Below are 13,149 nucleotides of genomic sequence, written 5' to 3'. Positions count from 1 at the left end.
ACCCGGCGGTCGACGAGGAGTCTGGAGACAGTCATGCGAGGTAAAGTTCCCCTGGGGGTGCGGATTCTGTCCGCGCTCTCGACCGAACCGGATTGGGATTCGATCACCCCGGCCCAGGTCATCGAGGTGCGTGAAGCGCAGCACCGCAAGCGCCGGTCCGCGCTGGGCAAAATCGTCACCGGCAGGCCCGACCGTGGCGCGCTGATCACGACACACACTCTCCCCCTGCCAGGGCGTCGGCTGAGTGCGCGCGTGTACCGGCCCGCGCAGGGTGGCTCGGCGCTGCCGCTGATCGTCGCGTTCCACGGCGGCGGATTGATTCTCGGCGCACCGGACCAGGACGATTGGCTTCTCAGTCACCTCGCGGCCGAATGTCCGGCCGTGGTCGTCTCGGTCGACTATCGGCTGGCGCCCGAGCACCCCGTGCCCGCGCCCGTGGAGGACGCCTATGACTCCGTATCGCACATCGTCGACGAGGCCGCGCGGTGGGAAGCCGATCCCACTCGGATCGCCCTGCTGGGCGCCAGCGCGGGAGCTACGCTCGCGGCACTCACCGCGATCCGGGCGGTCGAACTGGGACTGCCGGTGCGCGCCCAAGTGCTGATCAATCCGCAGCTGGATTGGACCGAGCGCGTCTTCGAATACCCCTCGTTCACCGAGAACGCGGACAGTCCAACCGCGACACCGGCCAATTGCCGTGCGGTGCAACGCATCGCGCTTCCCGAATCCTTCGACCCTCGTGCGATTTCACCAGTGCACAGCGACGACCTCGCGGGACTCGCCCCTACCCTCGTCCAAGCCGTAGGTACCGACCCGCTGGAAGATCAGGCACCGGCCTACGCCGAGCGGTTGCGGCACGCGGGAGTCGAGGCGACGCTGACTCGCTATCCGGAAGCGGTGCACGCCTTCCTGAGTATGCCCGGACTGGTCCCGGCGGCCCGGCCCGCCCGCGCCGAGATCCTCGCCTTTCTGCGCCGCCACCTGCTGGAGCGCTCGGACAGTGTGGCGACGGGGACGGCTAAGGCGCGGCGGCCATGACTACCACCGAAATCGCCGAGGCGAGGGTGCTGCCCCCGCTGCGCCCTGAGGCGGATTCCGCTGCTGGACAGAGCATTTCCCGACTCCTGCGCCCCTATCTGGGCAGCTTCGCCGCCGTGGTGATCCTGCAAGTCATCGGCGCTGTCGCGGGGTTGGCCCCGTTGCTGGCGGTTGTCGAATTGGGGCGAACCCTGGTGTCGGCCGGTCCCATCGATGACGGCCATGTCTGGACTGTCGTGTTCGCGGGCGCGGGCGGCTTGTTCGTCCGGTTGCTGTTCACCGCCGCGTCGTCCGGGATCGGGCATCTACTCGACGGCCGGGTGCAACTGTCGTTACGTCGGCAACTGGCCGCGCAGCTGGGGCGTGTACCGATCGGCTGGTTCTCCCGCCGCAGAACGGGTGAGCTGGCGCAGTTGGTGGGCGACGATGTGAGCGCCGTGCACCCGTTCATCGCCCACACCCCTGGCGAGCTGGTCTCGGCTTTCGTGGTGCCGCTGGTGTCGCTGATCTACTTGTTCACCGTCGACTGGCGGCTGACGCTGATCACGCTGATTCCGGTGGTGCTGGCAGTGGCGCTGGTTCCGCTGATGATGACCCCGACCCGGCTTCGTGAGCAGGAGGAGTTCGACGTCGCGATGGGGCGGGTCGCGAGTTCGGTCGTCGAGTTCGTGCAGGGGATCGCGGTGGTCAAGGCGTTCGGCGGGTCCGGGCGCGCCCATCGCGCATTCCGCACGGCCGTGGACGATTTCGTCGGCACCTTCTTCCGGTGGGTGCGCGGTCTCGCCCCGATCGCCGCGGGGATGCAGCTGGTGCTGTCGCCGCCGTTCGTGCTGCTGATCGTGCTGGTCGGTGGCGCGGTTCTCATCACGAACGGTTCGCTGGCCCCGACGGATCTGCTCCCGTTTCTGCTGCTGGGACTCGGCCTGACCGCTCCGGTGGCGGCGCTGGGCCACGGCTTCGACGAGATGCAGGCCGCCCGGCGCGCGGTCGACCGGATCCGGGATGTGCTGGCCGTGCCGTCGCTGCCGGAGCCCGAGCATCCGCGCACACCAGAGGGTCACCGGGTGGAACTGCGTGGCGTCCGATTCGGCTACGACACAGGGCGCGAGGTGCTGCGCGGAATCGACCTGGTGCTGGAGCCCGGCACCGTCACCGCGCTCGTGGGTCCTTCGGGAAGTGGCAAGTCCACGCTGGTGCAGCTGTTGCCGCGGTTCTTCGACCCGACCCACGGTTCGGTGGCCGTGGGCGGCATCGATCTGCGCGAGCTCGGCAGCCGGGAGCTCTACCGGATGGTGTCCTTCGTCTTCCAGGACGTTCGACTGCTGCGCGCGTCGGTCGCGGACAATATCGCGCTGGCGGTACCGCATGCCGGCCTCGACGACGTGGTTCGCGCCGCCCGCCTGGCGAATATTCACGATCGAATCCTCGAGCTGCCACGCGGATACGATTCGGTGATCGGTGCGGATGCCGGACTGTCCGGTGGTGAAGCACAACGGATTTCGCTCGCCCGAGCACTGCTTGCCGACACTCCGGTGCTCGTGCTCGACGAGGCGACCGCCTTCGCCGACCCGCAGACCGAACAGGCGGTGCGCCAAGCCCTTTCGACGCTGGCAGCTGATCGCACGATCCTGGTCATCGCCCATCGACTCGAGACGGTTGCCGACGCCGACACCGTCGTGGTGCTGGAGAACGGGTCGATCGTCGAGCGCGGCAGGCCCGCCGAACTAGTGGCACGCGGCGGAAAGTTCGCCGCGTTCTGGCAATCCCATCGATCGGCGATCGCGGACGAGGTCGAAACCCGTTCCGGTGCGTTGCAAGGAGACGAGTACCGATGATTCGAATGCTGCTGCGCGTGCTGGGGCCCCAGTACGCCCGTCCGGTGCGCCGCACCGTGGCGCTGATGACGACGACCGCCGTCGCCGAGGGTCTGTCCTACGCACTGCTGGTTCCGGTGCTGCGGGCCCTGTTCGGGAGCACGCCCGCGGAGGCCCGGCCCTGGCTGATCGCGTTCGGGGTCGCGGTCGCGGTCTTCGCGGTGCTGCGCTATCTCAGCGACCTGTCCGGTTTCCGCGCCGGGACCACGCTGCTGCGCGGCATGTATCACCGGCTCGGCGATCACCTGGCCCGCTTGCCCCTCGGCTGGTACAGCGCGAGCCGGACCGGGGAAGTGTCCGTCCTGGCCAGTCGCGGTGTGCTGGAGGCGATGAGCGTGATCGCGCATCTGCTGGCGCCGTTCATCGCCGCCGCGGTGACTCCGCTGACGATCGTTGTCGTCATGCTGGCCTTCAACTGGCAGATGGGCTTGGCCGCGGTGCTCGCCGTCCCGCTCGTGGCGGCGGTTCAAGTCCGGACGCGACGGTCGACGGCCGCAAGCGACGCCGAAAGCGCCGAACGCGCACAGGAGGCCACCGGGCGGGTCATCGAGTATCTCCAAGCGCAGCCGGTGCTACGGGCCGGTGGCCGGACCACGGAGCGCTTCCGGTTGCTCGACGACTCGCTGCGTGAGCTCGAGCGCGCGTCCCGCCGTTCGACCGTGTCCGCACTACCCGGCGTGGTGGGCCTGACCCTCACGGTGCAGGCGATGTTCAGCGCGCTGCTGGCCCTCGGCGCCTACCTTACGCTCGGCGGGAATACCGGCGCGGCAGAGGTTTTGGCGATCCTGGTGCTGGCCGCTCGCTGCGCCGATCCGCTACTGTCGCTGGCCGATATCGGCGGCAAACTTCGCGGCGCGCGTTCGGTGCTGGCGAGACTGGATGCGGTCTTGCGCACCGAGCCGCTGCCCGAACCTCGCGAATCGATCCGGCCGGAACGCCACGACCTCGAGTTCGACTGCGTCACCTTCCGGCACGGCGGTCGCGTCGTGATCGACGACGTGTCGTTGTCCGTGCCGCAGGGACAGCGGCTCGCCATCGTCGGTCCGTCGGGTGCGGGCAAAAGCACAGTGCTGCAACTGCTCGCGCGGTTCTACGACGCGGACGCGGGAGCGGTGCGCATCGGCGGTGTGGACGTGCGCGGGATCAGCGACGAGGAGTTGATGGCGCAGATCGCCATCGTCTTCCAGGACGTCTATCTCTTCGACGGAACCATCGAGGAGAACGTGCGCCTCGGCCGTCCCGACGCCGGTGACGCCGAGGTGCGGGCAGCAGCCACCGCGGCGCGATTGGACGAGGTGATCGAGCGGCTACCCGACGGTTGGGCGACAAAAGTCGGCGAGGGTGGCGCATTGCTGTCCGGCGGTGAGCGACAACGTGTTTCGATCGCACGGGCACTGCTGAAGGACGCGCCCATCGTCCTGCTGGACGAGATCACCTCCGCATTGGACCCGGTGAACGAGGCGGCCGTCCACCAGGGTGTCGAGCACTTGATGGCGGGCCGGACGGTGGTGATGGTCGCGCACCGGTTGCGGACCGTGCGACGAGCCGATCGCATCGTCTTCGTCGACCGCGGCCGCGTCGTGGAAGCGGGCAGCCACGACGAGCTGCTGCGCCGCGGTGGCCGCTACGCCGATATGTGGAACCTCTCCCTGACACCGACAGCGAGCTAGAGCAGGATCTCCGCGTGACGTTCGGCGGACGTTCGCATCGCTGCGATACTCATCGCCGACCTGCCAAATGCTCGTCGAGTAGACGAGCGATGGTCGGCAGCACGTGTCGCGAGGTCAGTTCGTCATGGGTGGCCGCTACGTCGTGGTTGACGACTTCGCCGGTCACATAGGGCTGCCAGCCGACCGGGCCGAAGAGGTCGGAAGTATCGACCGTGGCGCTGAAATACACCATGTCACCGTCGAATACGGGACGATGGTATCCCGTTCGGGTCCGCGCCGTCGCGTTGTACGACCGGGCCATCCGCTCGATGGCGCCCGCGTCGATCGGCGAAGCGCCGCCCAGCCGTGCTCGGATCAGATCGGCGGCCTCCTGGGCGGACGCATCGGCGGGCACATCGTGGATGCCGACGATCGGGCCGAAGGTACTGACGAAAGCGCCGGCGGACAGCTGCTCGATACTGCCACCGTCGATATCAGCGCAATCGGCGTCGAGCAACGCGAGGACGCCGACCGTGGCACCGGCGTTCTCGAGCTTCGTGGCGATCGCGTGGGCGATGAGTCCGCCGAACGAATACCCGAGGAGGTGGTAGGGCCCTGCGGGCTGCACGGCGCGGATCTCGCGGATGTACCTATCGGCCAGCTCCTCGATCGAGCGTGCCGGCGCTTCGGCACCGCGCAGGTCCGGCGCTTGTAGTCCATAGATCGGCCTGCCGGGGGCCAGCACATCCGCGAATCCCAGGTAGGTCCAGGACAATCCGGATGAGGGGTGGACGCAGAACAGCGCGGGTTCGTCGCCGCCGAGCCGGATCGGCAACACGACGTCGAGCGCAGGTCCGCGGTCGACCACCGGCAGCTCGCCGGGAAGCAGCGTCGCCCGCGCGGTGTCGGCGGCCGCGGCCAGCGCGGCGACGGTGCGATGCTCGAACACTTGCAGCGGGGTGCAGTGCACGCCCCGCTGCTTCGCCCTGGACACGAGCTGGATGGCGGTGATGCTGTCGCCGCCGAGGGTGAAGAAGGAATCGTCGGCGCCGACCTTGTCGAGGCCGAGCAACTCCGCGTAGATATCGGCGAGACTTTCTTCGGTCGGTGTCGAGGGTGTTCGGTACTCGGTCTGCCCGTCGGTGAATTTCGGTGTCGGCAACGCTGCCCGGTCGAGTTTGCCGACCGCGGTGAGCGGGATCGCATCCAGCACGACGAAGGCGGAGGGGATCATGTACGCGGGCAGGGCGTCGGCCGCTACCGCGCGCAGATGCTCGCCGTCGACCTCGGCGCCCTCGGCGGGCACTATGTACGACACCAGCACGGTCGTCCCCGCCGGTCCGGTGCGGCCGATCGTCACCGCATGGTCGACCAGTTCGTCGCGAGACAGCACGGTATCGATCTCGCCGAGCTCGATCCGCACGCCGCGAATCTCGACTTGAAAGTCGCTGCGGCCCAGATACTCCAGCTCGTACGTGTTGTCGCTCCCGATGACCCAGCGCACCATGTCGCCGGTCCGGTACATCCGCTCCCCCGGCTCGCCGCAGGGGTTGGCGACGAACCGTCCCGCGGTCGTCGCGGAGTGGTTGAAATAGCCGCGGGCCAGTGCGGGACCGGCCACATACAGTTCACCGGCGACGCCGATCGGCACCGGACGCAGCCAGGTGTCGAGCACCATGGCCGCGGCCCCACGGATCGGCCCGCCGATAGTGATCGGATCGTCCGCTTCGAGTTCGCCGCGACAGGTTGCCCAGATGCTGAACTCCGCCGGACCATACAGGTTCACCATCCGCCGCCCGCCCGACCACTGCTCGATCAGCTTCGGTGTCGCGGCCTCACCCTCGACAGCAAGCACTCGCAAGCGATCGAGGCCCGCGGATTCCATCGTGGCCAGCACCGACGGCGTGATCGCCACGTGAGTGACCCGTTCGGTGCGCAGCAGGCGAGTCAGGTCGGCGCCACCGCAGACATCCGGTGGCGAGATCACGAGCCTGCCGCCCACGCTCAGCGCGGCGAGCAGCTCGAACACCGACGCGTCGAAGCTCGGGGAGGCTACCTGCAACACGCTGGCGGTCGAATCCAGATCCAATGAATTCTTCAGGTCCGCAACCAGATTCGCCATGCCGCGATGACCGAGCAGCACCGCTTTCGGTGTGCCGGTGGATCCCGAGGTGTAGATCAGGTAGGCCGCCTGATCGATGTCGATGGGACCGCGACGCTCCTCGTCGGTGATCGGCGCGTCGGCGACCTTCTCGACCCGGCGGATCGTCTCGAGATCGTCCAGCAGCAGCCAGTCGATGGTGCTGGGCAGCGCCTCGCGGGCCGCGGTCATTGTCAGGCCGATCGGCGCCTTCGAGTCGGCGAGCATGTGCTCGATCCGCGCGATCGGATTGCGGGGATCCAGCGGCACGAAAGCCGCCCCTGTCTTGGCCACCGCCCACACCGCCACCACCGACTCCAGCGATCGACCGAGGGCGAGCGCGACGCACATCTCCCGCCGGACACCTCGGCGCAGCAACACCCGGGCGAGGCGGTTGGACCAGGCGTCGAGCTCCTCGTAGGACATCGTGAGCTCGCCCGCGCTCACCGCGATGGCGCCGGGATCGATCTGCGCTCCGGCGTAGAGGATCTCGGGAAGAGTCCGCGGCGGCACCGACTCCGCGCCACGAACCGGAAGCAGCTCGGCGCGTTCGACGTCGTCGCAGTACTGGAGCTGGGACACCAGGGCATGCGGGTTGTTCGCGAGCTGGGTCAGCAACCCGACCAAGCGATCCAGCAGCGGTCGCATCGCCTCCGGCGCGACCTGGTCGGCCGCGAACTTCAGGGTGATGCGCAGCGTGTTGTGCCCATCGCTGCCGCGGAGTGGAACAACCACGAGATTCAACGGATACGGCGTCGCGTCGGTGCCCTCGACGTCCAGCACACGCATGCCCGCGATGTCCGTTGCTGCCGCCAAAGCCTCACGGTCAATCGGGTAGGACTCGAAAACGGTGAGGGTGTCGAACAATTCGGCGAGGCCCACAGCCTTGTGGATCGCAGCAAGGCCGACGTGCTGGTGGTCCATCAGCCGCGCCTGCTCGCTCTGCAGGCGGGCCAGCAGGTCGGCCGCTGTCTCCGAGGGATCGAGCCGCACTCGCACCGGCAGCGTGTCGATGAAGAGCCCGACCATCTCCTCGACACCGGCCAGTTCCGGTGGCCTGCCGGACACCGTTGCGCCGAACACCACATCGGTTCGGCCCGTCAGTACGGCCAGCAGCATCGCCCAGCTCGCCTGCATCATCGTGTTCACCGTGGTGCCGGAACTGCGGGCGGTCGTTTCCAGCTGGTCGACCGTGTCCCGGACCAGGTCGACGGAAACCGTCCCGGCCTCGGTCGTTTCGATACCGGCCAGTGCCGGGACGGCCCGTGTCGGGGTATCGATGCCCGCGAGGTATTGCTTCCATACCGTGGTCGACGCGGCGTGGTCCTGCTCGCGCAGCCACGAAAGAAGCTCGCGGTAGGAGTGCGCGGGCGATAGCGCGGACGCGTCGCCCGTGGCGTACAGCGTCAGAAACTCGCGCACGAGCAGCGAGGTCGACCAGCCGTCCAGCACGAGGTGATGGTTGGTCAGCACGAACCGGTAGTGGTTGGGGCCGCTGCGTATGAGTGTGCAGCGCATCAGCGGCGGACGAGTCAGCTCGAATCGGGTTCTTGCGTCCAGGGCGATCACTCGATCGAGCTCCCGCTCCCGTTCCTCGGGATCGGCGACTCCGCTCAGGTCGACCTCCCGCCAGCGGATGTCGGCGTCCGACAGCACGATTTGGCGAGGCCCGTCGTCGGTCGCCACGAACGCGGCCCGCAGGATGTCGTGCCGTGCCACCACCGCCTCCGCGGCAGCGCGCAGTCGCGCGTCGTCGATCGTGCCCGCCAGCGTGAACACCGATTGCACTGTGTAGCCGTCGGCGGCATCAGGGTCGTAGATCGCATGGAAGAACAGGCCGGACTGGAGCGGTGAAAGCGGCCATATGTCGACCAGATTCGGATAGTCGTGCTCCCAAGCCTCGATCTGCGGCTGGGTGACCGCGACGAGGTCGAAGTCGCAGGGCGCGTGCCCGCCCGCTCCCGCGGTCGTGGCATGGTCGACGAGCGCCCGCAGTGCGTGCGCCCAGAGACCGGCGAGTTCGCCGACCTCGGCCGCATCGAGCAGCCGAGAAGCGTAGGCCCAGGCCGCTTCCAAGCCATTCTCGGTCAGCACGGCGTTGAGATCGATGACCGCGGCCAACGGCGCTCGGTCGTCCTGCGTTGCCGCGAAGCGTTGCGGCAGCCAGGCTCCGGTCTCGCCGCCGGTCGGCGCTCGGCCGAGATAGTTGAAGCTCAGCTGCGGTGTCGGCGCATCCGCGAACGGATCGGTGGTGCCGGCGTTCGGATAGCGAAGCATGCCGAAACCGATTCCCTTGTCGGGCATCGCGCGCAGCTGCTGCTTCGTAGTCTTGATCGCGGCGCCCGCCGCGGGGCCGCCGTCGAACGCGTCACCGAGATCGATGCCCGTCAGGTCGATGGCCACCGGATGCACCGCGGTGAACCAGCCCAGCGTGCGCGCGATATCGGCGCCGGGCAGGATGGCCTCCTCGCGACCATGGCCCTCCAGCGTGAAGAGTGAGGACCTTCGACCGCGCCAACGGCTCACCGCCATCGCGAACGCGGTCAGCAGGACATCATCAGCGCCACAATGGAATCGGTCGGGCACCGTGGTGAGCACTGCGTGCGCGACGTCGGGGGCGATAGCGGTCCGGTAGATCGCCCTCGTGGCGGCGACATCGACGGCCGGATCCAAGGTGCCCGTGCCGATCGGCGGGTCGGGTGTGGCCAGGATGCGTTGCCAGACCTGCAGTTCGACATTTCGGTCAGTCGCGTGCTCGAACTGTCCACGCGCCCAACGTCGGAACGATGTGCCGACCGGAGCGAGGGCGCCGCCAGAGGCGGCGGTCGCCAGATCTTGCAGCAGGATCCGCCACGAGACGGCGTCGGTCACGAGGTGGTGCAGCACGATCCAGCACAGTGGAGCAGCGTCGGCGCGCTCGATCAGCACGAAGCGCGCGACGATTCCCGCCTCCGGGTCGAGTTGGTCTGCGGCACGTTGCAATTCGAATTCGCCGCTATGGTCCCGATCGGGGCGCGCGGTCACGACGTCCACCAGAGTGCCTGCCACGACCGAACCCTGGCGGGCGACGTTCCATTCCCAGCCGTGATCGGTGCTTCGCAACGAACAGCGCAGCAGATCGTGATGGTCGAGGAGCGCTTGGACGGCAGCGATCAGCCGAGCGCCGTCGACGCCGGCCGGAAGACCGATCAAGACGGCCTGGCCGAACCGGCGCCAGGTATCTCCTTGGTCCAGCATCGCGCGCACGATCGGCGTGAGTTCGACGGCGCCCACTCCCCCGCCGGGTAACTCGTGCACAACTTCGGCGCGCGCCTCGGTGGCCACCGCCGCCAGCCCGGCAACGGTTTTGCGTTCGAATACCTCGCGTGCGCTGAAGCCGATCCCGGCGTTCTTCGCCCTGGAGACCAGTTGAATAGAGGAAATGCTGTCGCCGCCGAGCGCGAAGAAGCTCTCCTCGACGCCCACCGAATCCAGCCCGAGAACTTCGGCGAACAACGCGGCCAGCGCCTCCTCGCGCGGGGTCGAGGGTGGTCGGCTCATGAGTGCGTGGGAAGCGAAATCGGGTTCGGGCAGCGCCGTACGATCGATCTTGCCCAGCGGTGTCAGCGGAACGCTCTCCAGAGGCATGATCGCGGCGGGCACCATGTACGCCGGAAGCGATTCGCCAGCAGCCGCTTTCAGTGCTTCTACGCTCACCTCGATGCCCGGTTCGGGCAGCACATAGGAGACCAGGACAGTGGTGCCCGAATCGGTATCGATCCCGAGGGTGATCGCGAAGTCGATGTCCGGGTGCCGTTGCAGGACGGCGTCGATCTCGCCGAGCTCGGCCCGGAAGCCGCGCACCTTCACCTGGAAGTCGTTGCGGCCTTGATAGTCCAGCTCCAACGTACCGGAACTCTTGGTCCAGCGCGCCAGATCCCCGGTGCGGTACATCCGCTCGCCGCACGCGTACGGGTTCGCGACGAATCGGCCCGCGGTGAGGCCCGTGCGCCGGTGATAGCCGCGCGCTACTCCCCCACCCGCGAGGTACAGCTCACCGATCGTGCCCGGAGCGACCGGTCGCAACCATGAATCGAGCAGGACTGCGGAGACACCGCGGATGGGGCCACCGATCGTGACCGGCGCAGCGGGTGTCAACGCGTCGCTCAACGTCGCCGTGACGGTGGTTTCGGTGGGTCCGTACCCGTTGAGGACAGCATGGCCGGACCACCTGGCCGCCAGTTCGGCAGGGCAGGCGTCGCCACCGACGATGACAGTGCGCAGGCCGGGCAGCGTCGCCGGGTCGAGGGACCCCACCACTGCCGACGTGGCATCCAGATGGGAAACACCTTGCACGCGAAGACTGTCCGCCATCTCCTCGCCGGCGTACGCCGACGGCGGGACAACGGAGAGCATCGCTCCGGCGGCGAAGGTCACCAGGATCTCCTCGACCGAGAGGTCGAAACTCGACGAAACCGCATGTGCCATGACGGAATCGGCACCGACACCGAAGGCATGCGCCAAACTCGCGACCATGTTCGCCAAACCCCGATGGGTGACCAGCACGCCTTTGGGCGATCCGGTCGATCCCGAGGTGTAGATGATGTACGCGACCTGATCCAGGTGCACCGGGGCATGCCGCACACTGTCATCCACCGCTGCCGAGTCCTGCTCGGCGATCCGCCGACCGGTCCTGTCCTCATCGAGAACCAGCCAGTTCACCCTGTCCGGCAACAGGCTTCGCGCGGTCGATACGGTAATCCCGGCGACGACTCCACTGTCGTCGATCATGTACGCGATCCGGTCGGCAGGGTAGTCCGGGTCGATCGGCACGAAGGCGGCACCGGTCTTGGCCACCGCGAGCATCCCGAGCACCGAATCGATCGAACGCGGAATCGATATCGCCACACTGGATTCCGGGCCCGCACCCGAGGCGATCGCTACGCGCGCAAGCCGATTGGTGTATTCGTCGACCTGGCGGTAGGTCAGACAGGCGGCACCGTCGCGAACAGCGATCCCATCAGGGTTGATTTCCGCACCCGCGGAGAGTATTTCGGGGAGCGTACGAGGCGTGACGCTCGCCGGTCCTCGTGCCGGTGCCAGCTCGGCAAGCTCGTCGTCGGATACGACAGGCACCGTGGACAGGGCCGCGTCCGGGCCTGCGGCGAGAAGTTTCCGCAGGAACCGCAGGAATCGGCTGTGGTGGGTGACCAATTCGGTGTCGCTGTACAGGTTCGCATTGCCCTGGAAGTCGATGTGGGTGCTCTCGCCGCCCACACCGGGATACAGATTGAGGTACAGGTCCTCGATCGGCCCGGGGGTCAGCACATGCACTCGTCCGGTGACCGGGCCGAGCTGAACCCTGGTGTCCAGCATCATCAAGTTCACGGAGGGGCCGAATGTCGCGACCTCGTCCATCGGCCAGCCGAGGTCACGGAAGATGTCCTCCTGACGGTAACGCTGCCGCCGCAGCGCACCGGTCAGCTCGCCCTGCGCGGCGCTGATCAGCTCACCGACGGTCATGGTCGGAGCCACCCGGAGTCGCACCGGGACGACGTTGGCGATCATGCCGCCGGAACGTCGCATGGCTGCCGTCGTGCGCGCCGAGACCGGCAGACTCAATACCACCTCCGGCGCACCGGTCGTCGCGGCGAGATAGGCGCCGAACGCCGCGACCACCGTGGGTGCCACACCGGAGGCCGCCGCCGTGGCGACCGTCTCCAGCAATTCCGCTGTTTCCTGCGCCAGCACGCCCTCGACGCGCCGCGGGTGGGCGTCGATGTCGGCGGTGCGGCCGGCGAGGCTCACCGGGTCGGCCATCCCGTCGAGGTGCCGCAGCCAGTACTCCCGGTCGGCCGCGAAACGGTCGGAGCCGCGGTACGCCAGATCGGCGGCCACGATCTTCCTGAGGTTCTCGGCTCGGGAGGCGGGCGGCGGCCTTCCCTCGATCGCCGCGGTGTAGAGCTCGCCGGTACGCCGGGCCATCACCGAGACACCCATGCCGTCGAGCGCGATGTGATGCATCCGCCAGTAGGAGAACCAGTGGTCGTCGGCGATCCGCAGCATGACCGCACAGGCCAACCGATCGTTCAGCAGATCGAGAGGTGCCGAGTATTCGTCGCGCATCCAGGCGTGCGCGGCGGCCACCGGATCACGCTCATGGCGGAAGTCGACGATGCGCGCACTGTCGTCCAGGGTGGTGTCGACGCACTGAAGTGGATACCCGTCGCTTTCGATCAAGCGCAGATAGCCGGTGCCGAACTCGCGCCCGGCCTGACGCGCCGCCGGCGCCAGCCGGTCGACATCGATCGGCCCGGCCAGGTCGACATACTGGGCGATGGAGATCGGGATGTCGCCCGCGATGTGCTGGGCGAACCAGATTCCGCGCTGCGCCGCCGACAGCGGGAACGCGCCATCCGCTCCGGCCGTCATGGGCACACCATCGCGCTGCCATCGGCCGCCGCGAGCG

At 68.0% G+C, this 13,149-nt stretch carries 4 protein-coding genes; 3 read left to right on the top strand and 1 reads right to left on the bottom strand.

The genetic code is table 11. The features are described from left to right. The first annotated feature begins 33 nt into the window (after positions 1 to 33). From ACRWNM_RS32520 to ACRWNM_RS32510, 3 genes are read left to right on the top strand one after another with little or no spacing between them, the layout of a single operon-like run. Entirely contained in the window at positions 34 to 1,038 is a 1,005-nt protein-coding gene (locus ACRWNM_RS32520) for an alpha/beta hydrolase fold domain-containing protein (protein ID WP_431971981.1), read from the top strand. Further along, positions 1,035 to 2,873 (top strand): ABC transporter ATP-binding protein, encoded by a 1,839-nt coding sequence (locus tag ACRWNM_RS32515; RefSeq protein ID WP_431971980.1) that lies wholly within the window; start codon positions 1,035 to 1,037, stop codon positions 2,871 to 2,873. Before ACRWNM_RS32520 ends, ACRWNM_RS32515 begins: the two co-directional genes overlap by 4 nt. After that, the gene (locus ACRWNM_RS32510) at positions 2,870 to 4,582 is read left to right on the top strand and encodes an ABC transporter ATP-binding protein (protein WP_431971979.1); all 1,713 of its coding nucleotides are present in this window, start codon (positions 2,870 to 2,872) and stop codon (positions 4,580 to 4,582) included. Before ACRWNM_RS32515 ends, ACRWNM_RS32510 begins: the two co-directional genes overlap by 4 nt. Positions 4,583 to 4,631: 49 nt before the next feature. Here the strand turns inward: ACRWNM_RS32510 and ACRWNM_RS32505 are convergent, their stop codons facing one another. Next, complete coding sequence (locus ACRWNM_RS32505) at positions 4,632 to 13,112, bottom strand: amino acid adenylation domain-containing protein (protein ID WP_431971978.1); 8,481 nt, start codon at positions 13,110 to 13,112, stop codon at positions 4,632 to 4,634. Positions 13,113 to 13,149 lie beyond the last annotated feature (37 nt).

Origin of the sequence: Nocardia sp. bgisy134 (assembly GCF_965341865.1) — a bacterium.
In the GTDB taxonomy this organism is placed as follows: domain Bacteria; phylum Actinomycetota; class Actinomycetes; order Mycobacteriales; family Mycobacteriaceae; genus Nocardia.
This window is presented reverse-complemented; position numbering and strand designations above follow the sequence as displayed.

What these genes read in the sequence shown, in the direction of transcription:
- ACRWNM_RS32505 (WP_431971978.1), bottom strand. Translation starts at nt 13,112, where the DNA reads ATGACGGCCGGAGCGGATGGCGCGTTCCCGCTGTCGGCGGCGCAGCGC.
- ACRWNM_RS32510 (WP_431971979.1), top strand. Translation starts at nt 2,870, where the DNA reads ATGATTCGAATGCTGCTGCGCGTGCTGGGGCCCCAGTACGCCCGTCCG.
- ACRWNM_RS32515 (WP_431971980.1), top strand. Translation starts at nt 1,035, where the DNA reads ATGACTACCACCGAAATCGCCGAGGCGAGGGTGCTGCCCCCGCTGCGC.
- ACRWNM_RS32520 (WP_431971981.1), top strand. Translation starts at nt 34, where the DNA reads ATGCGAGGTAAAGTTCCCCTGGGGGTGCGGATTCTGTCCGCGCTCTCG.